Annotated in this window: 19 protein-coding genes; 9 read left to right on the top strand and 10 right to left on the bottom strand. The window is 63.4% G+C overall.

Translation table 11 applies throughout. The features are described from left to right. Positions 1-29 precede the first annotated feature (29 nt). Genes HUV48_RS05400 through HUV48_RS05375 form a run of 6 tightly spaced genes read left to right on the top strand, consistent with a single transcriptional unit; the run spans position 30 to position 11,312 of the window. Positions 30-2,549, top strand: coding sequence for a CHASE2 domain-containing protein (locus HUV48_RS05400; RefSeq protein WP_176266785.1), 2,520 nt, complete (start codon positions 30-32; stop codon positions 2,547-2,549). Beyond that, positions 2,546-2,926 carry a response regulator gene (locus HUV48_RS05395; protein ID WP_176266784.1) on the top strand — a complete coding sequence of 127 codons (381 nt, stop codon included), beginning with the start codon at positions 2,546-2,548 and terminating at the stop codon, positions 2,924-2,926. Before HUV48_RS05400 ends, HUV48_RS05395 begins: the two co-directional genes overlap by 4 nt. A 19-nt stretch (positions 2,927-2,945) precedes the next feature. Beyond that, positions 2,946-5,465: a poly-gamma-glutamate biosynthesis protein PgsC/CapC gene (locus HUV48_RS05390; protein WP_176266783.1), complete on the top strand. Its 2,520-nt coding sequence runs from the start codon at positions 2,946-2,948 to the stop codon at positions 5,463-5,465. Further along, positions 5,462-6,229, top strand: coding sequence for a hypothetical protein (locus HUV48_RS05385; RefSeq protein ID WP_176266782.1), 768 nt, complete (start codon positions 5,462-5,464; stop codon positions 6,227-6,229). The genes HUV48_RS05390 and HUV48_RS05385 overlap by 4 nt, the downstream gene beginning before the upstream one ends. Next, positions 6,226-7,086 carry a hypothetical protein gene (locus HUV48_RS05380; protein WP_176266781.1) on the top strand — a complete coding sequence of 287 codons (861 nt, stop codon included), beginning with the start codon at positions 6,226-6,228 and terminating at the stop codon, positions 7,084-7,086. Before HUV48_RS05385 ends, HUV48_RS05380 begins: the two co-directional genes overlap by 4 nt. Beyond that, positions 7,086-11,312 carry a hypothetical protein gene (locus tag HUV48_RS05375; RefSeq protein ID WP_176266780.1) on the top strand — a complete coding sequence of 1,409 codons (4,227 nt, stop codon included), beginning with the start codon at positions 7,086-7,088 and terminating at the stop codon, positions 11,310-11,312. The genes HUV48_RS05380 and HUV48_RS05375 overlap by 1 nt, the downstream gene beginning before the upstream one ends. Here HUV48_RS05375 and HUV48_RS05370 read toward each other — a convergent pair. From HUV48_RS05370 to msrC, 3 genes are read right to left on the bottom strand one after another with little or no spacing between them, the layout of a single operon-like run. Then, positions 11,309-12,226 carry a hypothetical protein gene (locus HUV48_RS05370; RefSeq protein ID WP_176266779.1) on the bottom strand — a complete coding sequence of 306 codons (918 nt, stop codon included), beginning with the start codon at positions 12,224-12,226 and terminating at the stop codon, positions 11,309-11,311. The genes HUV48_RS05375 and HUV48_RS05370 overlap by 4 nt on opposite strands. Then, entirely contained in the window at positions 12,223-12,951 is a 729-nt protein-coding gene (locus HUV48_RS05365; protein WP_176266778.1) for a response regulator, read from the bottom strand. Before HUV48_RS05365 ends, HUV48_RS05370 begins: the two co-directional genes overlap by 4 nt. Positions 12,952-13,008: 57 nt before the next feature. Further along, entirely contained in the window at positions 13,009-13,491 is a 483-nt protein-coding gene (gene msrC, locus HUV48_RS05360) for a free L-methionine (R)-S-oxide reductase MsrC (protein WP_176266777.1), read from the bottom strand. A gap of 63 nt (positions 13,492-13,554) precedes the next feature. Between msrC and HUV48_RS05355 the strand changes: the two genes are divergently transcribed. After that, complete coding sequence (locus HUV48_RS05355; protein WP_176266776.1) at positions 13,555-15,024, top strand: PQQ-dependent sugar dehydrogenase; 1,470 nt, start codon at positions 13,555-13,557, stop codon at positions 15,022-15,024. 4 nt (positions 15,025-15,028) lie between these two features. Here the strand turns inward: HUV48_RS05355 and HUV48_RS05350 are convergent, their stop codons facing one another. Continuing rightward, the gene (locus HUV48_RS05350) at positions 15,029-16,768 is read right to left on the bottom strand and encodes an acyl-CoA dehydrogenase family protein (RefSeq protein ID WP_176267297.1); all 1,740 of its coding nucleotides are present in this window, start codon (positions 16,766-16,768) and stop codon (positions 15,029-15,031) included. A 49-nt stretch (positions 16,769-16,817) separates the two neighbouring features. On the opposite strand from HUV48_RS05350, the gene HUV48_RS05345 reads away from it, so the two are divergent. Further along, positions 16,818-17,753, top strand: coding sequence for an L-threonylcarbamoyladenylate synthase (locus tag HUV48_RS05345; protein WP_176266775.1), 936 nt, complete (start codon positions 16,818-16,820; stop codon positions 17,751-17,753). 8 nt (positions 17,754-17,761) lie between these two features. Here HUV48_RS05345 and HUV48_RS05340 read toward each other — a convergent pair whose 3' ends face one another. The 6 genes from HUV48_RS05340 to HUV48_RS05315 all read right to left on the bottom strand — a co-directional run bounded on the left by HUV48_RS05340 (position 17,762) and on the right by HUV48_RS05315 (position 23,122). Then, positions 17,762-18,100, bottom strand: coding sequence for a hypothetical protein (locus HUV48_RS05340; protein WP_176266774.1), 339 nt, complete (start codon positions 18,098-18,100; stop codon positions 17,762-17,764). A gap of 81 nt (positions 18,101-18,181) precedes the next feature. Next, positions 18,182-18,934, bottom strand: a complete 753-nt coding sequence (locus HUV48_RS05335; RefSeq protein ID WP_318656053.1) for a head GIN domain-containing protein — start codon at positions 18,932-18,934, stop codon at positions 18,182-18,184. A gap of 128 nt (positions 18,935-19,062) precedes the next feature. Then, positions 19,063-19,596, bottom strand: coding sequence for a CarD family transcriptional regulator (locus HUV48_RS05330; protein ID WP_176266773.1), 534 nt, complete (start codon positions 19,594-19,596; stop codon positions 19,063-19,065). Between the two features lie 245 nt (positions 19,597-19,841). Next, complete coding sequence (gene fdxA, locus HUV48_RS05325) at positions 19,842-20,180, bottom strand: ferredoxin FdxA (protein ID WP_176266772.1); 339 nt, start codon at positions 20,178-20,180, stop codon at positions 19,842-19,844. A 45-nt stretch (positions 20,181-20,225) separates the two neighbouring features. Further along, the gene (locus tag HUV48_RS05320; protein ID WP_318656052.1) at positions 20,226-20,546 is read right to left on the bottom strand and encodes an RNA-binding S4 domain-containing protein; all 321 of its coding nucleotides are present in this window, start codon (positions 20,544-20,546) and stop codon (positions 20,226-20,228) included. Beyond that, positions 20,543-23,122 carry a helicase-related protein gene (locus HUV48_RS05315; protein WP_318656051.1) on the bottom strand — a complete coding sequence of 860 codons (2,580 nt, stop codon included), beginning with the start codon at positions 23,120-23,122 and terminating at the stop codon, positions 20,543-20,545. Before HUV48_RS05315 ends, HUV48_RS05320 begins: the two co-directional genes overlap by 4 nt. A gap of 199 nt (positions 23,123-23,321) precedes the next feature. On the opposite strand from HUV48_RS05315, the gene HUV48_RS05310 reads away from it, so the two are divergent. Next, complete coding sequence (locus HUV48_RS05310; RefSeq protein ID WP_225871552.1) at positions 23,322-24,953, top strand: M23 family metallopeptidase; 1,632 nt, start codon at positions 23,322-23,324, stop codon at positions 24,951-24,953. The last annotated feature ends 31 nt before the right edge of the window (positions 24,954-24,984 follow it).

Raw genomic sequence — 24,984 nt, 5'->3', positions numbered from 1 at the left:
GGTTAACCATTTCAGGATAAGCGTTGGCCGTGGCACCGAGTAAAATCCTCGACGCAGTTAAGGGCGACCGCGATGCTCGCTGGGCCTTTTTGATCGCCCTAGGCATCGCGGCGATCGTTGCACTCTTGAACTACGCATCGTTTTTGACCGCGAGCGATGGTTTGCTGCTCGACGCGGGCAACCGGGCTTCCGAGCCTACAGCGCCCAAAGTTGTGGTAGTCGACCCCGGCACACAAGATCCCGCAGGCAATTTTGAACTGCTTGAGCGGCTAGCGGAAACGGCGAGAAACTTAGGCGCCGTCCGGATCGGCCTCTACTCCGCAAACGCTCCAGGAGCCTTGCCCGAAAGCCCTTCGGTTCCGTTGACTTTCGGACTTGCCGAACTGGGCCGAGTGCCTTCCGCAGACGATCGCATCGACTACGCCGCTGCGCGGATTGCGGCGGCGGACCACGGCATTTCTCGTCGGCAGACGCCGAGTTTCGCCTCCGCGAACGGCGCGATACCCTCCTTCGAGACTGCACTGGCCGGGCGGCTCGCCGCTAAGGATTATTTCGTGCGGATGCCGCGCGAACAGAACATCCCGGTCGTCTCGCTAGCGCAAGTCCTTGCGAACGATTTTCACGCCGATGACTTCGAGGGAATGGTGATGATCGTCGCGCCCGGCCGCGATCTTACCGAAGCGCATCTTTCTACCCCTCTTTCGAAAGACGGCGCTCGAACACCCGCGTCGCTGTTCAGCGCTTACGCCGTGCAAAGCCTGCTCGATCGCTCCGAGATATATGCGGCGACGCCGTGGACCGCCTTCGCTGCGATCCTTGCCTTAACGCTTGCGGTAGCCGCAGCGATGACGGCGTTCGAACCGAAGCGTGCGCTTGCCCCCGTTCTTTTCCTCGGTGTGCTTTCCGCGCTCCTCGCTGCGTATCTGGCCTTGTCCTTCGCCAACCTCTTGCTGCCTATAACCGCCATGATCGTAGCGATCATAATGGCGGCGGTCGGCCTTCTTTTGTTCTCGGAGGTCCGGCAGGACCGCCGTCTGGCCGCGATCCTTGAGCGTGCCATCGCCATGGCGTTCGGCAATTCGCCCTACGATGCGCAGACAGAGCCGGGGCGGCATCTGACGGAGGCGGCAGAGCGGATCGGCCTCCATCACAGCCTCGTGCTTTCGGTACCGCACAGCGGCCCCGCGTCGGTTCTAGGAGCATTCCGCGCCGATCAAGACGATATGCCGAGCGAACGGACGCTGCGCCTCATAGCCGCAGACCGAAAGGATTCCGCCACGTCCATCGAACGCCCGACCGATTGGAACGGGGAGGTCCACTCCGCCCTCCTTTCGTCCGACGATCCTGCACTTGTTTGGCTCTACTCCGCTCCAGCGGAAGGCAAAGCGCCGCACCCGGCCGAACATGCGCACAATATCGCCGCTGCCATCCGCCAGACCCATGAATGGCGCAACGACCTGTCGACCGGGGCTCGCCGTGCACGGCGAAAGCGTCCGATCGACGCGCAACTCGCAAGCGCCGCCAGCCTGATAACGGCTCGTTCCGACCGGATCGCTGCCGGGCTCGACGGACTCGAAACCGCCGCGATGATCTTTCACCTTGGCGGGTTTCCGGTCCACGCGAATGCGCAAATGGAGGCGCTGGCAAGGCAGGCCGGGTTGACCCCGCACGGTACAAACCTGCTCAAGACTCTCACGGCCCTCAGCGACTTTTCAGCCGACCACCTGTCGGAACTCCTCTCGGCAATCATCCGCGACGGTGTGGAAATCCGCATTCCGGCCAAGGACTTCGGCGGGTTGCAGCGCATTCTGCGGGTTGCCCCGATGCTCAAAGGAACGCATGACATCATCATTCTCGAAGCGGTCGACATCACCGAGCAGAATCGCTTGGCGCAGCAACGCTCTGCAGTCGGCAATTTCGTCGACAAGCAATTGCGCAACGATCTCGAAGTCATCGAACTCGGGGCGGAAATAGGCCAGGCAAGCGCCGGAGAAGGTTCGCACGTGAAGGAAATCTTCTTTAATCTGAGCGAGACGGTACAGCGGGCCATCGGACGGCTTGAGGAAGTCGCCGACTTTCTCAACGACACCGGCACCAGTGCCGCCAACGTCTGCTACCCGCTGGATGCGCGCAAAGTGGTGGATGAGGCGCTCGAAAAGGTTGCGCCCTTCGCTGCAGAATTCGATGTATCGATCGAAACGGCGCTGCCGGGGATCAGCGGTTTCACGATGGCGGAGCCGAAGTCGCTTCTGGCAACGTGCGAGGCAATGCTCCGCATCGTCATCGCCGACACACCCCACGGGGGACGCGTCAAGGCGCGGCTGACGGAAGAACTGGACGGTACGGTGATCGAGGTATCAGGCGGTTTCGGGATTCCCTTCGAACGGCTTATGGCGGCGCTCGACAGCCGGTCGGAAGAAGTGCCCGAAGAATACCGCGCCTTGGCAAGCGGCTTCAAGGACGTAGCCCGATGGCAGGGTCTCTCCAGCTATTGGAGCGCCGTGGGCCAGGGCCTACGGTTCAACGTCAAGATGCGGCGCATCGGATGACCGGCGCGCGCATTCTGATCGTCGACGATGACGAGCTCTTGTGCGAAATGCTCGCGTCGCTGTTCAGGATGAGCGGCTACGAAGTCACTGTAGCGCATGACGGCGAGGCGGGGCTAACGAAGCTTGCCGCCGAAGGAGCGGACCTGATCGTGCTCGATCTCGTGATGCCGAAGATGGACGGCCTGCGGTTCCTGCGTATACTCCCCGAACGCATCGCGCAGCCGCCGCGCGTGATCGTGGCCTCCGCTTCGGCAACGCCGGAGATGGACAAAAAGCTCGGCCAAGCGGAGATCGCAGCCGTCGTGCGCAAGCCGGTGAAGCCCGCGCTGCTTCTGGCAACCGTCGCCGAGGCGCTGGAAAAGCCGACCGGCGGGTGAGCAGCGCGGCGGCGCGGCGATGAATCTGACGATCTTTCCCGAAGGCGGTCTTGCCGGCTCGGTCATCACGACCGTGTGGGTCGGCGTATGGGTGCTGTGCTTCTTCAACCTGCGCTTCGGGTGGGTCCTGTCTGGGCTCGTCGTGCCGGGCTACCTCGTTCCGCTGCTGATCATCAAGCCGCTCGCAGGCGCAATCATCATCGTCGAAGCGATCCTGACCTATATGATGGTCTGGCTCTTTTCGGAAAGGATCGGGCGGGGCAGATGGCCGAGCCTGTTCGGGCGTGACAGGTTCATGGGGCTGATTCTGGCAAGCATCGCGGTGCGATTATCGCTAGACGGATATGTCCTGCCGCAGCTAGCCGAATGGCTCTCGGCGAACTGGAACCAGCAACTTGACTGGCGCAGCGACATGCAGAGCTTCGGTCTGGTTATTATCTCGCTTCTCGCGAACCAGTTCTGGAAGCCGGGTCTTAGCCGCGGTCTCTTCGCGATGGTCGTTACCGTCGGGCTTACTGCCCTGATCGTGCGCTTCGGGCTGATGGAACTGACCAACTTCCGGTTGAGTGGGGTTTCCTACCTCTACGAGGGACTTGCGAGTTCCATCCTCGCCAGCCCCAAGGCGTACATGATCCTCGTGCTGACGGCGCTTTACGCAAGCCACATGAACGTGAAGTACGGATGGGATTTTTCCGGCATCCTCATTCCGGCGCTGATTGCCCTGCAGTGGTATCAGCCGGCCAAGATACTCACCTCGTTCGTCGAGGCGGGCATCATCTATCTGATCGCGATCGCGGTTCTGCGGCTGCCTGTCTTCGCGAACATCACGATGGAGGGCGCGCGCAAGATCCTGCTCTTCTTCAATATCAGCTTCATCTACAAACTGATCCTCGGGCACGCAGTGGTGCTCGCCGAAATGGAAGTGAAAACGACCGATCTGTACGGTTTCGGCTACCTGCTCGCTACGCTCATTGCGATCAAGGCACATGACAAGAACATTTTCGGCCGGCTGATGCGAACGACCCTTCAAGTCTCGTTCGTCGGAGCGGTTGCAGGGAATTTGGTCGGGCTGATCCTGTCTTCGCTGGTTCCGGTGCAATCCGCCGTGGCGAGTGTGAGCGACGCCCCGGTTAGCGGCAGCGACGCGCAGCAGCGGCGCATGGCTGCGGCGGCGATCGGCGATGCCTATCTGCAGCGATGGCGCGGCGGGGCGGAACCCATAAGCGCGGAAAGCGCCGAAACTTTGATCGACCTGGTCAGGCTTCTCGAGGCAGGCCTGCCGCCGCTGGAGGCCAATGCACGTGTCGGCGCTTCAGGATGGCGAGTGGAAACGCTTGCGGGCGGGCGCATCGCCATATCGCGGGCAGACGGTGACGGACGCGCGATGCTGTTCTACTATCCCGATGCGGCACGGGATCTCGCGATTACCGTACCCGACGCCTCCGCGCAGCCGGGGCTAGCGATGGCCGCACTTTCCTTACGGACCGGGCAAGATGCGAAGTGGGTAGTGCTGGATGCGCCGCGCGCACGCAACGCGCTCGGCCGCCCGTCGACCCTCTCCGCGTTTCGGCAAGGTAGCCAGATGCCGGAACTCGTCGTTGCCGGGGGGCGCGGGGCAACCGGCAATTTCGCTGGCGGTTCCGCTTCGCGCATCGACATTGCCGCACTCCGCAACGCAGTACCGGGTATGCAGACCCGCTTCACCGCAGGTCAATCGGCGGCGGGAGCGGACACGAACGATGCGGTACTGACGCTGGGAGACAAGGCCATCGCCAGTTTCTGGAACGACGCTTCGTCGCAAACAGCGGGCTCGTGCGACATAACTGCGAACATAGCGACCGCTTCGGCCATCACCGATCTGCCGGACCTTGCTTTTTTGCGCGCGGAGATCGTCGACCCGCTCCTAGCCGCTCTCGAGGACAGCGATGTCCCGTCATCCGCGATCGCGGCAGGCCAGTCGATCGGCATCGACGTTGGCCCCTGCGCAACGAATGGCGGGCGCGCTTGGCGTATCGATGCTTCGGGGCGGGGCGGCGGCATCTATCTGTTTTATCCCGGCGGCGACGCCGGCCGTATCGTGCAGGGCTACCTTGAAAGCGATGCACGCGCCGGACCCTTCGACCTGGTCCAAAGCATCCGCAACGCCTGGGGCGCTTCCGCGCTCCTGCTGGCTCCAGACCAACATGCGTTCGGCGGTGATCAGACGACCATCTTCGGCGTAATCAGCCAGGCGGTGGTCCGCGCACGCGGCGACCGTGATGCGGCAGTCTTGCAAATCAGACCCATGCCGATGGAGATCGCTGAAGAGGCGCGCGTCACCCGTCCGGTCTTGTCGTTCGACCGGATCGAAAGCGGAAGCGCGCTTCGCGGCAACCTCGAAAGAGCCTTGAGGGCTGCCGAAATCGACCCTCTGATTGCAGCTAGAGACCGTGAGACGGCCGGCCTGGAAGTAAGCCCCCTCAATTCGCTGCGCTACATGCGGCAGACCGTAAACCAGCGTTACGCAGTGTTGCTAGTCCCGGATAAGCTAACCCGATGACGCTATCCCTGTCCGGCCTCGTTCGCATTCTCGTCATCGGCGCCCTGCTTGCGGTACTCGCAGTAGCGGGATGGCTTTACGTGCCAACGCTAGCACGGCTTGTCAGTCCGGAAGGCCGAGAAACAAGCGGACAAGCGCGGATCGAAAGCCGCTCGCTCGTCTACCGGCTCAACCCCGCAGCTCCCGTTCGTTTCGTATTCTCCCAGCCAGTTCCGAGCGTCCGCATCTTGAGCGCCCCCCTGATCGAACTATCCTCCTGGGAGCGCGAGGCGCGATGGACTTACGGTTACCGTGTCACCCTGCGCGACGGGTCCGGCAGTGTTCTCGCTTCCCATGAAGTTTATTCGAGCGGGAGCCATCCGCAAAAACTCGAGCAGCCACTGCCCTGGACCCGCTTCTTCCGCGGCGCGGACGGGTTCGTAGCAACGCAGGATCAGGCGATCATTGATAGCGGTACGGAAATTGCGAGCTTAGAGATCGCTCCGCTTCCGTCCGATCAAGGCGTGACGGCAATCGACGTGCGGGCGTATGAGCAAAGGCCGTTCCTGTCACGCGGCGACGCGCTCGCGGCTTTCCGCCGCCGAAGCGGCGACGAACAGCGCGACCTTGCGCGGGCGAACGCCTTTCCCGAGGAATTTATTGGCGACGACGAACGCGCCAATATCGCGATAAACCTTTGGCGGCCGATCGGACCGGTGGGGATCGCAGGTGAGGATTACGAAGTCGGAGTCATGTACCAAAGCGCGTTGGACGAAGCGCCATGAAGCGGCTCGCGGTCGTAGGCACGGGTGCCGCCCTTCTGTTACTGGCGATCATGGCCGCACGCTACGCAGACCTGTTCCCGCCGCTTGACGAGGCGGAAAGCTTCGACCGTCCGAGCGCCGCGGAGTTTGCGCGGACGCGTCGCGCCTTTGTAGAGGTGTTCGCTGGCGGCAGCGAGGCGCAACTCGAAGATCTCGCATTTGCGCGTTCGGACTCGGAAGTGTTAGCAAGCACGCGAATGTATACAGCAATCGGAGCGAAGTGCGACGGTAGGGGAACCTATTTGGTTCGGAGCAATAAAGTCCGAACGTCGGTGCTATTTACCGCTCCGCATCGCGGGTTCGACCGGTTGACCGGAAACCTCGCAGCGCAGCTTTATGACGAGGCGGGCGCTGCGGGCGCGGCCTGGAACACCGCGCCCCGCCGGGAGACGGCCGAATGCGCCGCTTTTGGTGACCTCGCTGCCGAGCCCCGCCATTGGTTTACAGCGTTTGCCTTAGCCTTTGCGCATACACATCCCGATGCCCGCATAGTGCAACTCCACGGGTTCAACCGCATAAAGCGTAGCAGCGGGCGGCTGCAATCCGCTTCGGTTATTCTGAGCGACGGTACCGAAGAACCTGGAGCGCGTTTGCTCGACCTGTCCGATTGCCTTACCTCAGCAATCCATCCGCGGCAGGTGCGCGTCTTTCCGATCGACGCCGACGAATTGGGCGCGCTCCAGAATGCGCAAGGCATCGCTCTGCGCGAAGCGGGTTTCAGCGGGTTTACCCATATCGAGCTGAGCTTGCCGCTGCGCCGCGCCCTTCTGTCGGACGATGATTTGCGCGCCCGTTTTGGCCAATGTTTCGCGCAGTGATGACGACACCGCCCCTCGCATCGCCATGCTTGCTGTCCGCTGCGCTCGACAGCGGTTTTGCATGCAAACTGGTCGGGACCTATGCCGATTTGCGCGACCATATCATCGCAAGTGCAGGCGGCGACCAGCTTGCGACCCTCAGCGACCACGCGCAATGGGTATGCGATTTCGGCCGCGCCACACTGGACCGGATCGAGCGGCTTCACGAGGCATCCGCGCTATTCAACGCCCGTTTCGCCAGCGCTCTCGACGAGCCGGCAGAGCGGCTGGCCATCATGGATTTTGCGCAGCGCCTAGGCGCGGACGAAGCGCAGCTGAAGCGGGACCGCAAGGCGCTCGACACGTTCTTCGACCGGGATGCCGTGTTCGAGCGGTACCGCAGGCGTGCCGGTGAGTGCGAGCGTGCGCTCGCCTACGCTACCGAGCGGCTGGGTTATATCGTCGGCGGCGCATTGAAGCTCGGCGAAATCGGTGGCGAGAGCGCTCTACTCGTGCGCACGATAGCCCCATACCTTGCCAGCATTCGCGCCTACCGGGGCGACAGCCGGGTTCGGCAAGCGGCGCACCGGGCGCTTCGTCGTATCGGGGAAAGCGCACCGGAGCCACTACACGGGTTCTGGGTTGATACCGCCGTGCGCGATACACGGCGGCTGGCGCTCGATGCGAGCGAGGATACCTGGGCGCAATGCGATGCCTTCGCGACGCTGCTGGCGATGTCGCCGCAATCGCTCGAGCCGGTGCTCGAAAAGCGATTGGAGGCGACCAGCGATCGCGGTTCGGCGCTGCGGCAGGACAACCGGATGTTCGTGCGGCGCTATATTGCGGACCTGCTGTGCCGCGCCGCGGGCGCGAACCCGCCGCTCGCGAAGTTCCTTCCGCGCATCGCAAACGACCGCAATGGCGCGGTTCGCCAGGCACTTGCCGCCTCGCTGCCTCATCTGCCGAAAGCCCTCGCTGTGTCGCTAGTGTCACGATTGAGAGTCGACCGCGACCCGCAGGTTCGCGCGATGCTGTTCTTCGATGCGGAAGGCATGGCGTCGCTTTTGGGCGCGGAACTTTACCGCTCGCATATCGTCCGCGTACTCGACCGCGATACTGACGGCTTTGTACTACGCCTGACGATCGACGCGGCGACCCGTGTTGCCGCATGGCAGGTCGGCAACGATCCGCGGGATCTTCCGCAGACCATAGCCCAACTACAGACTGCTCTGGTTGGCCTGAGGCATCGTGCGGAACCGGCGGAAATACGGCGGTGGGCGGGAAAAGCGCTGGAGCGGCTGTGGCTCCTCTCCGATGCCGATGCGCTCGATCTGGCCGAGTACGTCACTTGGCAGATTGCCAAGACGCCAGAGGGCGGAACATGCGCGTTGCCGGAACTAGGGCAGGCTCTCGAAAGCGATCCGGTCATGGTCGGGCGGATGATGTCGGTTCTGGCGCAGGACGGCTTCGGGCTGGAGCTTGTGCCGGGCCGGGTGCCGAAAGTGCAGAAGGGCGAGCGGTTCAAGCGGCGGCTCTGGCGTATTCTGTTCGAATTCGGCACTTCGGCGACCGACAAGCGGCAGGCGTTCCTGCACACGATCGGGCGCGTTTTGCCCGGGCCAATCTCCGCGCCTGCCGCGCATCTCGCCGAACTCGCGCCGACGAAGGTTCTGGGCGAGCCGCTGAAAATCAAAGACGAAGGTGGATGGCGCAATTACCTGCCGCTGGTCGATCATGCGCTGTCCGCTCTGGATCGGGGCGGGGAGACGCGCATCTTTACGAGCGAAGGCGTCACGACGTTAACCGCCTGTCCGGGTATTGTGGCACGGGCGAAAGCCTATTGGCGCATGAGCCGCGCCTATCCGCGGTTGTCGGCGCTACGCAATGCAGGCACGCATGAATATGTCGAAGCGCTGAAGCCATACGGGGTCACAGTCCGCTTCGCCCCGCACGACTACGGCGAACCGCTCGCTCTGCCGGATCGGGAAGCTTCAGAGCCGGCGCCCATAGCGCAGAACAGTGCCGACAGGGAAGTCGTTCACCTGTTCGGCATGGGCGGTGCGCTGGTCATGATCCCGGTGCTGTTCGAATCCGCTGCCGCCTATTTCGCCACCGTCTTCGCCAACACGCTCGGTCAGTTGGCGCTGTTTCTGTTGCTGGCAGCAGGGTGGTTCTTCGGCCGACACATCTACCTTGCGAGGAAAGCGCGGCAGTACCGCGGCGCCATACCCCTTTCGCTCGGCGGTTGGGGGACGCGCGGCAAGTCGGGCACGGAGCGGCTGAAAGCGGGGCTAATGAACGCGCTCGGCCATCCGCTCATATCGAAGACGACGGGGTGCGAGGCGATGTTTTTGCGCGGAGAAGCTTTCGGCGATCTCACCGAGATGTTCCTGTTCCGCCCATACGACAAGGCGACCATCTGGGAGCAATTGAACCTGATCCGCATTTCCGCTGGGCTGAAAGCGCGGGTGTTCCTCTGGGAGTGCATGGGCCTTAACCCCGCTTATGTGCGCGTACTGCAGCAAGATTGGATGCGCGACGATATCGGCACGATCACCAATACCTATCCCGATCACGAGGACGTGCAGGGGCCGGCGGGACGGAACATTCCCGAGGTAATGTGCGAGTTCATTCCGCATCGGTCGGTGTTGCTGACTACCGAAGAAGAAATGCTTCCGATCCTCGCCGAAGGGGCACGGCGCGCCGACACGCGGCTGCGGACGATCAATTGGCGGCAGGCCGGGCTGGTGCATGCGAACCTGCTCGCCCGCTTTCCCTACGCGGAGCATCCCTACAATATCGCGCTGGTGGCCGCGATGGGCGACGAATTGGGTCTATCGGAGGATTACTCGATCAAGGAAATGTCCGACCGCGTGGTTGCCGACCTTGGCGTGCTGAAAATCTATCCGCGCGCCCCTGTAGAAGGCGCAACGCTCGAATTCGTGATGGGCATGTCAGCCAACGAGAAGTTCGGAGCGATGGGCAACTGGGACCGAATGGGCTTTGCGCACCACGATCTAAGTCTGGACCCCGAAATTTATGTTACCACTCTGGTAAACAACCGCGCCGACCGCGTACCTCGGTCGCGGGTTTTCGCGAGGATGCTCGTCCAGGACGTCGCCGCTGACAGGCACTTCATCATCGGTTCTAACATTGACGGGATGATGGGTTTCATCGCGGAAGAGTGGGCTGCCTACGCAAATACGCTGAATATATTCGACGACGAGAAGCGTTCGCCTGCCGAAAAGTTCGAAGCGCTTGGGAAACACCAGCGCGTGCCGATGGCGCAGGACCAGCTCGAAGGCAGACTTCGCGCTATGCTAACCGGCCAGCTTTCCGCGGAGGCGCAGGACCAGGCGGTCAAGGCGGCGCGCGAAATGCGGCTTGAGGTGATGCTGAAAGAAAACGGCGTAGCGGAATACGAACGTATCGCACAGCATTACGCCGAACTGTCGGCGCAGCTCGAATCCTTCCTAAAATTGCGGACAAGACTTGCACAAGGCGGCGATCAGGCTGCGCTCGACCGCGAGATCAAGGCGTTTCTGCGCGCCGCTTTTATGGCGAAGCTCGTTCCGGTGCGCGACTTCTACATATCGGGCGAGAACATCGTGCGGCTGATCGGCAAGACTACGCCTCCCGGCCTCGTCAACCGGATCATGGGAATGCAGAACATCAAGGGCACGGGGCTCGATTACGTCTATCGCTGGCAGGCTTGGGAAACGGTCCACCGTGCGTGCGTACAGGCGGTCGATCCGCACCCGGTCACTGCGGAAAAGGGGTTGGCCCTGCTCGCCTCCTTCCAAGAATATGGAGTGCTCAGCGCGCCCATGGTGCGAGAAACCATTGCGACACTGAAAGCATCGGGCGAACTTCCCAGTACGTTCGGACCGGCGCAGCTCGATGCGATCGTCGCGCGCGTCGATGCACAACTCGCCGAACTCGACGCGGGCGAATTGAGTTCCGACAGCGGCGGGGGTGAGAAAGGACGTCTGGCCCAGGTTGGCGACTGGCTGGTCGAGGCCTCGGAAGCCGTGCTGGACGCGGGCGACGCGGTGCGCCGCCGCCGCCGGGCCGATGGCGTTTACAAGGCCATGATCGCGGAGCAGATCAGCAGTGGACGCGCTGCGCTGGAACTCAAGAAACTGACGAAGCGGCAGAAGGGCGGCTGGCTCGCTGCAAGCCTAGCGGACGCGGGCGGATCGGTAACGGCACTACTGCCGCGCGCGCTCTGGCGAAAGGATGCCTAGAACCGGTAGCCTACGTCAAGCATGAAGCGCGGCGCATCTTCGCCGAAGCGTTCGTCGTTCGAGGCGCGAAACTCGTACTCGGCCGAACCCTCGGCATAGAAGCCGTGTGATTTTCCGTATGCAAGTCCGATTTCCGGGCTGACCAGATGATCTTCGCGGAGCCTTCCTTGTGGATCGCCCTGCGCCTCTCTGGCGTCGTAGCGCCACTGTCGATACTCGAGAGCGGGCTTGAACCTGAGCAGATCTGTTATCGGCAGGCTGTATTCGCCGCGGACCATCTCGCGCTCATAACTGCGGCGCGGGGCGTCGCCGCTCTCGATAGCATCGTGGCGCACTGTCAGCCGCGCCCAATGCCACGACCCGAAGCGGCGGTTGTATTGCATCTCGAAGCTCGGTCCTTCGCCCTGCGAGCGAATGCTGTCGTCGTAATCGCGCACGCGCCACTCTGCCTCAAGACGAATGCGGTCGCCGCCCTTGCTCCATTCCGCTTGTCCGCGAACCGCACGCTGGTCGGCGCTGCGGCTCTCAAGCGTCACGATATCGGATACCCGGCGCGCGCGCACTTCGAGTTCCAGGTGCTCGGAAACCTGCTGGCGCGCATAGACTGAAATGCCGAGGCTTTCGCGCCGTTGCCGCTCGTCGTCGGAAAATTTGAAGACTTTCGCGTCGACGGCGATGCGGACGCTGGTATCTTGCTCTCGCAGGGTTATTCCGGCGAGTGCGCTCGCCCCGACGCCGCTGCTTTCCACGTCCTCGCCCTGAAAGACGGCGCGGTCGGCCTGTACTGCGTGCAGTGTTGTGCGCAGATCGAAATCGATATCGTCGAGCGCGGAAAGGGGCGCGACGGGCAGCAGCACCGCGCCGAGCAAGACCAAAGCCCGCAGCAGGCTCGTCGCAGCGGATCGGACGATCACTGCTCCAGTGCCTGGGCGAATTTGCTGAGGATGCCCGTCAGTTCGGCAGGGTTGCAGTCGATCAGGTTCGCGCCGCAATGTGCCGACTTTTCGCTCAGGCCGGGGTCGCCGAAATTGCCGGCGGTTCCAGCCAGCTTATGCAGCATGTCGCGAATTTCCGTGATCGTCGGCTCCGATATGTCGCCGCTATCGACCGCGTCCGCTATCTTCTGCAGCGTTTCATGCTTCCGCTCCTCATAGCGTTTGAGCAGGTCGGGGTTCGGCCGCAGGACCGGAGAGACGAGAGTTTCCGGTGCCCATACGCCCAAAGTGCGCGCGAGATCGCTCATGCTGACGGGTTTACCGATATAGGCTTGCATCCCTGCGGCGAGATACGACTTCACCTCATCGGAAGAGGCCGCCGCCGTGACGGCAACGATCGGCAGTTCCTCGGCGGTAAAGCCTTCCGCACGCAGACGGACGGTAACCTCCACGCCGCCAAGGATCGGCATCATCGCGTCGAGCAGCAGCAGCGAGTAGGGTTTGCGCGAACGCGCAGCTTTACGGATGCGTCCGAGCGCTTCGAGACCGTCCTGCGCATGGTCGATGGTCACGCCGAGATGGCGGCCCATCATCGTGATGATTTCGCCCGAGATCGCATGATCTTCGGCCAGCAATATACGTGCTGGCGCGGCTACGCCTGTCGCACGTTCGCGCTGCGCCGGGATGGGTGCGGACATATCCATTGCGCTCGCTTACCCGCGCGATGGTTAAGTTCCGGCTAAAACCGGGGAAATCAGCGGCTAGATACGGGTTTCGAGCAGGGCGGCAAGCGTCTCGAAGCCGCAGGCGTCGTTCTCGTCGAAATGGCCTTTGACAGGGCTGTCGAGGTCAATCACCGCGATTACTTCGCCTCTGCGCATAACCGGTACGACCAGTTCCGAGGCGCTGGCTGCATCGCAGGCGATGTGACCGGGGAAAGCGTGGACGTCCTCGACCAGCTGCGTTTCGCCGCTCTTCGCCGCCGCTCCGCAGACGCCTTGGCCCACGGGTATGCGGATACAGGCCGGTCGCCCAACAAAGGGTCCGAGGACGAGCTCGCCGCCGACCATGCGGTAGAATCCTGCCCAGTTGAGGCCGGGTACGAACTCCCAGATCAGTGCCGCGATATTGGCCATATTGGCAACGCCGTCGCTTTCGCCTGCCGTCAATGCGTCTGCCGCATCGCGCAATTGGCGATACCGCTCCACCTTGGACAGCTCTGCATCGGGTTTGAAATCGAACATCGGCGTCGCAATAGCGCGCTATCGTGTTGCCGCAAGCCGCCGCGATGATTATCTCTTCGGGATATGAGCACCGGAAAAAAGATCGTCCTGTGGGTCGGCGCGCTGATCCTCGTCCTTTTGATCGTCGGATGGTTCGTCACGCGAGGCGATCGGGCCGAACTGTCTGTCGAGGCAGTAACGGGAACCGACCCGGTGCTGACAGAGCCCGAGCCGGAGACGATTCCCACGGTCAATATCGCCGAACCGGTCGGCTGGGCCGAGGGCGAAACGCCGGACGCTGCGGCGGGGCTCGAAGTCGTCCGCTTTGCCGAAGGGCTGGACCATCCCCGTGTGATCCATACGCTGCCCAACGGCGATGTTCTGGTCGCCCTGACCGGCTCTCCCGGGTTCAAGCCCGAAGGCGCTGAGGACGGCGGCATATTTAAGGCCATTCGCGGGTTTATCGAAGGTATCCTGTTCTCGAAGGCCGGCGCGGATAGCGGAAGTGCGAACGAGATAATGCTGCTGCGTGATACGGACGGCGACGGCGTAGCGGACCAGCGCGGCGTGATTGTGGATGACCTTTCCTCACCATCGGGTATCGCCTGGCGGGACGGAACCCTGTACGTCGCGAACCACGATGCCTTGCTCGCCTTCCCGTACGAACTCGGTGCGAGCCGGGTCGGCGGGGAGCCGCGCAAACTGATGGATTTGCCGCCGGGCGGCGGGCACTGGATGCGCAACATCGAACTGTCCGAGGACGGTACGAAGATCTACGTCGCAGTCGGCTCGGTTTCCAATATCGGCGAGAACGGCATGGAGGTCGAAGAGGGGCGCGCCGCGATCTGGGAATACGACCTCGAACAGAACCGCCAGCGGCTGTTCGGAGCTGGTCTGCGCAATCCCAACGGACTCGATTTCAGCCCTTGGAGCGGCGAATTGTGGACGACGGTGAATGAGCGCGATATGCTTGGCAGCGATCTCGTGCCCGATTACCTCACGAACGTGCCGGTCGGCGCGCAGTACGGGTGGCCGTGGGTCTATTACGGCGACACTTTCGACCGACGCGTGGAATCGAACCCGCCGCAGTTCCTGACCGAATATACACGCTATCCCGAATATGCGCTCGGACCCCATGTCGCGGCGCTCGGCTTTCGGTTTACGGACGAAGGCGCGCGCTTGGGCGAGCGGTTCGGTTCGGGCGCCGTGATCGCGCGTCACGGAAGCTGGAACCGGAAGCCGGCATCAGGCTACGACGTGGTGTATGTCGATTTCGACGAGCGGGGTAATCCGCAAGGCAAGCCGCAGCCCGTGCTGACCGGCTTTCTCGCCGGCGACGGCGAAACGCGCGGCCGCCCGACCTGGGTCGAATGGGCTGAGGACGGAGCGCTACTGGTCAGCGACGATACGGCCGGGATTATCTGGCGTGTGGTCGACCCGAATGCGGAGCCGGCTGCAGCGATCGAGCGACTGGAAAGCCGTCCGCTACCGCCGCAGCGCGAATTGTCGGGCGAAGCGCGCGCGACCTTCCAGGACGACTACGTTCGCGAGTAACCGCCTAGCTGGCCAAGGCCTCCGCATCGAGCGCGTAGAGCAGGTCCGCGCCGGCCGTCGCGCTCGTTTTCAGGCCCCGCGCCTCGGGCACGATCCGGTCGAGGAAAAACCGTACGGTCACGCGCTTGCGCTGCGCAAGGGCGGGGTATTCGCCGCTCTCGACAGAGCGTAGCTGCTCCAGCAGTTGCCAGCCTGCCACGGCGACGGCGAACATCGTGCAGAACGGCACCGAGCCAGCGAGCCGATCGTCCATGCTCGCTTCGCTGCGCATCCATTCCGCCGTGTCGGCGCAGTCCTTTGCCAGCGCGGCGAGTTCGCGCTCACCGGACGCATCGCGGACAATCTCGGAGCACAGCGACAGCACGGCGTCACCGCCCACGAGGCCAAGCTTGCGGGTGACGAGATCGGCCGCCTGAATGCCGTTCGTCCCTTCGTAGATCGGTGCGATCCGCGAATCGCGCCAATGCTGCGCTGCGCCCGTTTCCTCGACGAAGCCCATGCCGCCGTGGATCTGGATGCCGAGCGAGGCGACTTCGATGCCCGTGTCCGTACCCCAAGCCTTGATGAGCGGGACGAGCACGTCGGCGCGCATCTTCGCATCTTCGTTGCCCAACACGCCGCGATCGGTCTGCCCTGCGGTGTAGTAGAGGAGGGCGCGGATGCCTTCGGTGAGCGATTTCATGCGCAGCAGCATGCGGCGTACATCGGGATGCTCAAGGATCGCGACAGGAGACTTGTCCTGCGCACCGGCGCGCGCCGATTGAATGCGCTCGCGGGCATAGGCGGTCGCCTGCTGGGTGGCGCGCTCGGCGATTTGCACACCTTGGTTGCCGACGTTGATCCGCGCGTTGTTCATCATCGTGAACATGGCTGCGAGCCCGCGATGCTCCGCCCCGACGAGTTCGCCGATGCATTCGTCGTTGTCGCCGTAGGACATGACGCAGGTCGGCGAAGCGTTGATCCCCAGCTTGTGTTCTAGGCTGACGCAGCGAAGGTCGTTGCGCGCACCCAGCGTTCCGTCGGGCTTCACGTGATATTTCGGTACGAGGAACAGCGAGATGCCGCGGCTACCCTCCGGCGCTTCGGGCGTACGAGCGAGCACGAGATGGATGATGTTCTCCGCCAACTCGTGATCGCCCCAGGTGATGTAGATCTTCTGGCCCTTGATTAGGTACTTGCCGGCATGTTCGCCTTCGGTGATCGGTGTGGCCGTAGTCCTGAGCGCGCCGACATCGCTGCCCGCCTGCGGCTCGGTCAGGTTCATCGTGCCCGACCATTCCCCGCTGACGAGCTTGGGTAGATAGGCCGCGCGCTGCTCCGGCGTGCCGTGATGGTCGAGCGCCTCGATCGCGCCGACAGAGAGCATCGGCAACAAGTTGAAGGCCATGTTGGCGGTGCCGAGGTTTTCGAGCACGTTGCAGGCGAGCGTGAACGGCAGACCTTGCCCGCCGAAGTCCGCTGGGCTCGCGATCGCGTTCCAGCCCTGCTCGACATAGTGCGCGTAGGCCTGCGCGAACCCATCCGGCAAGCGCACCACGCCGTTTTGTAGCTTCGCCCCTTCGAGATCGCCAACCCGGTTGAGCGGTGCGAATTCTCCGGCCGCGAACTGGCCCACACCCTCGACGATGGCTTCGACCATGTCCGGTTCCGCTGCAGCGAAGCGCTCCGATTTGGCGAGTTCGTCGATGCCGGCGTTGACGCGGATGGCAAGGAGTTGGTCTTGGGTGGCGGGGGTGTATGAGATCACGCGAGTTTCCTTGGCTTTTGCGAGGTCCGTTCTATAGGCGCAGCGCATGACCGGCAAGAACGCTACGGAAATGCTCGGCGCGGACGAGGCGGGCGTTGCGCGTGCGGCCGAACTGCTTAGGGCAGGCAAGCTTGTCGCGCTCCCGACGGAGACGGTTTACGGACTGGCGGCGCGCGCCGACGACGCCGCGGCAGTGGTACGAATATACGAGGCGAAGGGCCGGCCGAGCTTCAATCCGCTGATCGTGCATGTGCCGGATGTAGCGTCCGCAGAAGAACTGGCCGACTTTTCCGAGAGCGCGCGGTGTGTGACGAAGCAGTGGCCCGGTCCGATGACGCTCGTGCTGCCGAGAAAAGCCGGTGCCGCGCTTGCGGACGCCGTGACGGCGGGTCTGCCGACTGTCGCGATCCGCGTTCCGGCTCATCCGGTCATGCGGGCGGTGCTGAAAGCCGCGGGCGTACCGCTCGCCGCTCCATCCGCGAACCGCAGTGGCTTCATCAGCCCGACAAGCGCGGACCATGTGCTTGCATCACTTGGCGGCCGAATCGACGCGGTGCTCGACGCAGGTGTGTGCGAGCGGGGGTTAGAATCGACCATCCTCGCCGATCGTGGCGGCGCGTGGGAGGTGCTACGACCCGGCCCGATCGAACTGCCCGAAAAGTTGCGCCGCGCAACTTCTGCGGGCGGCGGAGTGGAAGCGCCGGGTCAGCTCGCGAGCCATTATGCGCCGGGGAAACCCTTGCGCGTCGATGCAAGTGAGGCGCAAAACGGCGAATTCCTGATCGGTTTTGGTGATGTGATTGGCGATTGTTCGCTGTCGGAAAGCGGCGACCTGACGGAAGCGGCTAGCCGACTCTATGCCTGTCTGCACCTCGCAGCTCGCGCTTCGCAGGGCGCGATTGCGGTGGCCCCCGTTCCGGACGAAGGTATCGGAACCGCTATCAACGACCGGCTTCGCCGAGCAGCGACCCCGCCCGACTGATCCGCGGATTAACGCGGCTCGTAGGGTATCGTTGGAATGATAAGCTGCATTTCCGCATAGATCTCGCGCGCTTCGCTGCACGCGCGGCTATTGCCGTCGTCGCATCGCCGCATCTGCTTGTCGTATTCGCGCTCAAGCTTGCCAAGTTCCTCTTCGCGCTTGCGAATCTCGCGGCCGCGGTTCCGGTCCGCCTCGTCTTGGCTCTCGGTCGCCCAATCGGCAGCTTTGCCCACCACCTTGACCGGGGCAGTCACGACATCGAGCGCGGTCTTCGCGATACAGCCCTGCAACAGAGGAACGGCGGCGAAGATGGCGAGCAAGCGAATGGGGGTATGGCAAACAGGCATCGGGTGCTCCCTAACGCCCGTCTTCTAGCGCCCCATCCGTTGCCAAGCCATGAACTTTCGGCAGGCGGCGGCGTCAACGCGTCACCGTTCGGCGCGGGTTTCCGTACCCGCCTCGCATGTCACCGTGCCGGAGCCCATCGCGCTCACCTTGCACCGTGCCCGGCCGATGACCGTCACGTCGCCGCTACCCATGATGTTTGCGTCGACCTGACCGTCGGATGCGAAGCGCGCATCGCCCGAACCCATGATGTTGATTTCGGCCGCCTCAACCTTGAGCGAAGACATATTCGCGTCGCCCGATCCTGCGATGTTCAGATCGAGCCGGTCGGCGCGTCCGGCAGCTTCGAGCGTCCCCGAGCCGGCGATGTTCACATCGAGCAACTGCGCCGCGACCCTCGGAGCCCGGATCGTACCCGAACCGGCGATGGAAAGCTCCGTCTCGGCAGCGAGATCGCTCGCTTCGATTTCACCCGAACCGGCAAGCGTGATGTTGCGCGGCGCGGGCATCGTTAGCCGCACGATCGCGGTACCGTTGTCGCCCGACGATTTCGCGCGCGCTACGGTAAGATTGTCCCCGTCGCGCTCGAACCGCAGGAGATCGACTGCGCGGCTGTCGCCCGATACGTCGATGTCGAGCGTGTCGCCGCGGGTGAGGATGACGCGGTCCGGTCCGGACAGGGTGAAGCGGGTCGGCGCCTCGCCGCTTGTGTCGAATTCCGCCAAAGGAACGCCGTTACTACCGCTTTCGAATGTCATGTCGCTGCAGCCGGCCATCGCCGCGCCCGCTGCCATGGCGGCAATCGGTCCGATCGTTCTGAAAAACTTGTGAAGCACCTGCACTCTCCTGTTCTCGCACCTTGTGTATTGCTAGTATAATACAGCGCGAAACGGGCGCAAGTCGCATACGAAAAGGGCCGCCCGTTTGAGGCGACCCTTGTCGATGTCCATCAATTGTCCGTCGATTACTCGTCTTCGGCGTTGTCGTAATACTGCGGAGCGTGTTCGCGCAGAACGTCGAGAATTTTTTCGAGCGCGGTCGGCTCGTCGGTCTTTTCCATGGCCGCGAGCTCGCGGGCGAGACGGCTGGAGGCCGCTTCGAAGATCTGCCGCTCGGAATAGCTCTGCTCGGGCTGATCCTCGGGGCGGAACAGGTCGCGGGTAACTTCGGCAATCGATACCAGGTCGCCCGAATTGATCTTCGCCTCGTATTCCTGCGCGCGGCGCGACCACATGGTGCGCTTCACTTTCGGCTTGCCTTTGAGCGTTTCCATGGCCTCTTTCAGCGTCTTGTCGCTAGAAAGTTTGCGCATGCCGATCGACTCGATCTTGTTGGTCGGAACGCGCAGCGTCATGCGCTCCTTCTCGAACCGGAGCACGTAGAGTTCGAGCTGCATCCCGGCGATTTCTTCGTTCTGCAATTCGATAACCCGGCCCACGCCGTGCTTCGGATAGACTACGTAATCACCAACATCGAAGGCCATTGCCTCACTCGCCATGCAAATTCCTTTCAACTACATACCCGCTCGCAGCCGGGCCGTTCGGACGGGTTCAACGAGGCGTATCGCCGAAAACGGCGTAACGGGTGCTGAACGTGAACGGGAGCGGTGCGGCACCGGGCCTTTCAATCAAACCAGGGCTGACCGGCGCAGACCGGTACAGTTAGTAGATTATATAGCACGGCTGTAACAATATTACCAGTCGGCATGGGATACCGCTAACACGGCCCGAACACGATCTGTAGCTAGTCGCCTTCGCCGGGGGCGTCGGTGAAGTACTTCTCGAACTTGCCTTCCTCGCCCTTGTGCTCGTCCGCATCGGCGGGCGGGTCTTTCTGCTGGGTGATGTTGGGCCATTCGGCCGAAAGCTTCGTATTGAGCTCCAGCCATTTTTCGAGGCCGTCTTCGGTGTCGGGCAGGATCGCCTCGGCCGGGCATTCGGGCTCGCATACGCCGCAATCGATGCATTCGCTGGGGTTGATGACCAGCATCGTCTCGCCTTCGTAAAAGCAATCGACCGGGCACACTTCCACGCAATCGGTATATTTGCATTTGATGCAGGCATCGGTGACGACGTAAGTCATGGACGGCGGCTTCCTTGGCAATTCACGCTAGTTTGAAAATTTGCGCTATGGCGCTTTGGCGTCTGTGGTCAACCCTCCCGCTGCATCGCCGCTCGCAAGGATGCGGTAATGGAGAGCCGCTTCGCTCGCTGAACCGCGCCGTTCGGGCAGCGAGAGAACCTCGACCGCGCGGACCGTCCTCCCCGTAGGCAAGGTCAGGACGTCGCCGGGTTTGATGCACAGGCTGGAACGCAGGACGCGCTGACGGTTGCAGCGGATATGGCCTTCGCCGACTAGCGCCTGCGCGGCGGAGCGGGTCTTCACGAAGCGCAGGCAGTACAGCAGGCGGTCGATCCGCATCCCGCCGGTGCCGCAGTCGCCGCTCACCGCATCAGATCTGCAAGCGCGCCGAACGGATTGCCTTCCGCCACCGTCTTGGGCTGGGGCGAGCGCTCCCGCTTCCCGCGCTCCGGCTTTCCGCGAGACAGGCTTTTGCCTGAAGCTGCGCGCCGTGAGGAGGGTTGCCATTCCCACTTGTCGGGCACCGGCGGGCCGAACGCGCCTTCGGCCAGGGCGGGCGCTTTCTGCAGGCGGAAACCGGCTGCGCTCATGAGGCGGCGATAGTTCGCAGGTTCGAGGCCGATCGATACCGGGAGCGCCGAATCGAAGAAGAACTTGCGCGCCTTGCTCTTGCTGCGCGCCTCGTGCGCGGCGCGGAAGACCTTCTCGGCAAGGTCGAGCCGGATCGCCTGCTCGCCAGCGGGCCGGTAGCCGCTCGGCAGGTTCCGCTCCTCTGCGATTACCGGCAACATCGCGCTCTGAAGCGGGCGGCGGTCGATACCGAGCATGTGGAGGAGTTGCCGCGGTGCAGGTTTGAGAAGCGCGGGCACAAAGATGTCTAAAGCGCCGAAAGTGACGCCGAGACGCCTAAGAAAGGGTCTCAATTCCTTCGGTAGATGCATCAGGCCGGATTTGTCGCGCCGCGCGAAGCCGTGACCTGCGATCAGCGTATGTACGATTGCCCGGGCTTCCGATTCGGCGGCAGGATCGCGCGCGGCCTCGTGCAGCTTCTCCAGCGGGGCGAGCGGCTCCAGTCTAGTTGTCAGCCATCCTTCCAGCGCTGCCATGAAGGCCTCCCGGCTGGCGGCGGGCAGCATCGCGAGGTCCCTTGCGGGCGAGAGGGCGGGCATGACCTTGCCTTCGCGCAGATCGAGCGAGGCGATCGCATGACCCTGCCAGTGAAGCGCCCCGTCCATTATCGTGACGCCGTCCATCCCGCTGTCGGTCAACTTGGTAGCGCGCGCAGCAAGAATGCCCGGTAGCGCCTTTTCCGCTGCAGCGAGCAGCATCTTGCGGTCTTCATGCCCGGCCGAAGTATCGACGACGAACCGGAACCCTTCCAGATGGCCGATGCGCTCGTCCTCGACGAGGACCGCATCGTCCTCTCCTATCGTGATGGGCAGTAGCGAGGCGTCCTGGCCTGCGGTTTTCATCAGCAACGTCGTCCTTCGGTTTACGAATCGTTCGGTAAGGCGCGCATGGAGCGCGTCGGAAAGCTTGGCTTCGGCGGCCCGGGCGCGGGCTGCCATTTCGTCGCGCGCCAGCACCCAATCGGGACGCTGGCAGATATACGCCCAACTGCGAATCGCAGCGATACGTCCTTGAAGCGTATCGATATCACCCTGAACATTATCGAGCTGGGCGATGCGCGAGGCAACATAATCTGCGCCGAGATAGCCGGTCGAAAGATCGGCCCACAGGCGGGAAACGAAACGCGCGTGCATGTCAGTCCCCTGGCTGCGGAAGTCCGGTAGCTGACAAATTTCCCAGAACCGCCTGACAGAACCAGCGCCTTTTACCGCTTCGGTTATGCCGTCGCTATGTAGCCGTTTGAGAACCGCTAGGTCGATCGCCTCCGGAGCGGCGGCAAGGGCCGCGTGATCAGGCGGAGCTTCAAGGTCAGCGATGAGAACCTCGATCGAATCGAAGCGAGGCTCAGGTTCGCGCCAGTAGAGGCGGGTCAGCGGCGCAAAACGGTGTTCCTCGATCGCATAGACTTCCTCGTCATCGAATTCCGGCGGCGGTGCGCCGCGCCCGCCGTCGCGCGACATCCCCGCTAGGACGCCGAAGGTCCCGTCGCGTTGGTGCCGCCCCGCGCGCCCGGCGATCTGCGCCATCTCGGCGGGCTGCAATCGTCGCTGCCGCATACCGTCGAATTTGGTGAGGCCGGCAAAGGCGACGTGGTTGAGATCGAGATTCAGGCCCATGCCGATCGCGTCGGTCGCCACGATGTAGTCGACCTCGCCCGACTGGAACAGGTCGACCTGCCGATTGCGCGTCTCGGGGCTCAACGCGCCCATGACCACGGCCGCGCCGCCGCGGAACCGGCGCAGCATCTCTGCAACGCCGTACACCTGCTCGGCGGAGAAGGCGACGACCGCACTGCGCGGCGGAAGCCGCGAGAGCTTGCGCGCGCCAATATGCGTTAGGGTGGAAAAGCGCGGCCGCTCCACCAGTTCCGCCTTCGGTTCGAGTTGCCGGACGAGCGGCTCGAGCGTGGCCGAGCCAAGCAGCATGGTTTCTTCCCGCCCGCGCGCGTGAAGCAGCCGGTCGGTGAAAATGTGTCCCCGCTCGCGGTCCGCGGCGAGTTGTGCCTCGTCGAGCGCGACGAAGGCGAAATCACCTTCCGGTCCGCCGCCCATCCCCGGACGGCGTAGCGGCATGGCCTCGGCGGTGCAGAGGAAATAGCGCGCATCCGGCGGCTCGATGCGCTGCTCCCCGGTGATGAGCGCGACCTGCTTCTCGCCCTTGATCGCGACCACGCGGTCGTAGACTTCGCGGGCAAGCAAGCGCAGCGGAAACCCGATCGCGCCGCTCGAATGCGCGCACATCCGCTCAATCGCCAGATGGGTCTTGCCGGTATTGGTCGGCCCGAGGACCGCCTTGAGCTTGCTGCCTTCCACGCCCCATGGAATGCCAGCACGCGGGCAGAGCCGCAACCGCGTAGACCGGCGCAATCTCGGTTTGCCGCGCAAAGGCGGCGGATCGTCGCGGATTAACGCGATTTTAAGTTTGATTTCCCTAGAAATTCGGCAATCAAGCGCTTGGACAAGAGGGCCGACCGGCAAGGGATCGCCGGCGGCAACAAGAAAAGAGGGCGGGTTGGACCTACCGCGATCATCGTCGAGCCATTCGGAACCAGCCGCTGAAGACGCAGCGATCGAGGAGGTGCGCTGGAACCTGGCGCGCGACCGAGATACCCGACCGCGCGCCGATACTGCAAAACCGCGGGCAGCCAGCAGCAGCAAAACTCAGAAGCCTGTCAAACCGGGTCTGCGGGCGCGGATCGAGCGGAAACTGTCCGGTTTCGAATTCGCACCCGACCTCGCGCAGGACATCGGCAGCGGGCGCTGGTTCCGCGGCGCCGGCACGATGATCGCGCTGATCGCGGTATCTGTCGCGCTATGGCCCGACTTCGCACCGCTCGAGGCGGCCGATCTCGCCAATATCGACGAGAATGCGCGCGACGAATATCGCAGCCAGATGATCATGCCCCTCGGTCTTGGAGGCGATTCCGGACGCCGCATGGCCGCGACCGCCGCCGTGACGCCGCTCGCCGCGGCTCCCGAACGCCCGCAATTGCAACTGCTGTCGACGCTTGGGCGCGGCGACAGTCTTGACGAGATGCTGCGCCGCGCCGGTCTTGGCGGTAGTGAGGCGGACCGGATCGCGGAGATGATCGGCGGCGCCTTCCCGCTAGAGGAAATCGAGCCCGGTACGCAGTTCGAAATCACGCTCGGTCGCCGTCCCGCCCAAGGAGCGAGTCGCCCGCTCGATGCCCTAAGTTTCCGCGCGCGTTTCGACCTGCAGCTGTCCCTCAACCGTGAAAACGGCCAACTGGCGGTCGAGCGCAAGGTGATCCGCGTGGACGATACACCGCTGCGCATTACCGGTACGGTCGGCGACAGCCTCTATCGCTCCGCACGGGCGGCGGGTGCTCCGGCAAGCGCGATCCAGTCCTATCTCAAGGCGCTCGGCGATCATGTCGACCTAGGACGGATTGCCGCCACCGACACGTTCGACATCATCATGGCCCACCGCCGCGCGGAAACGGGCGAGCGGCAAGCGGGCAAGCTGCTTTACGCCGGGATTGAGCGGGGCGGCAAGCCGACGACGCAGTTGATGCGCTGGGGCTCCAAGGAGCGCTTCTTCGATGCGTCCGGCACCGGAGAAGAGCGCGCCGGCCTTGTCGCGCCGGTTCCCGGCAGCATGTCCTCCCGTTTCGGAATGCGCCGCCACCCGATCCTCGGCTACCGCCGCATGCACGCCGGCCTCGATTTTCGCGGGCGGCACGGCACGCCGATCGTCGCCGTCACGGACGGGCGCGTCACCGGAGCGGGACGCATGGGCGGATGCGGCATTGCGGTCCGCCTCAGCCATGCCGGCAATCTGTCGACCCGCTACTGTCACATGAGCCGCAGCGCGGTGCGTCCGGGCCAGTCGGTCCGGCGGGGGCAGGTGATCGGCTACATCGGCTCGACCGGGCTTTCGACCGGACCGCACCTGCATTACGAAATGTACCGCGGCGGCCGCGCGGTCGATCCGCAAAGCGTGAAATATTCCATGCGCGAACAGCTTTCGGGCGCTGAACTCGTGCAGTTCCGAACGACCCTGAACCGGCTGAAGACGGTGAAACCGGGCGAAGCGCTGAACGATCTGGAAGTGACGACGAGCGAAGCGGCAGAGCCGGTGCGCGAGATCGACCGGCTGGAGCAGGTGACGCGGATCGACTGACGCGCGCGGCGCCTTGCGCTCGCACGCGGAA

The organism is Qipengyuania atrilutea, from assembly GCF_013370205.1.
Classification (GTDB): Bacteria; Pseudomonadota; Alphaproteobacteria; order Sphingomonadales; family Sphingomonadaceae; genus Actirhodobacter; species Actirhodobacter atriluteus.
This window is presented reverse-complemented; position numbering and strand designations above follow the sequence as displayed.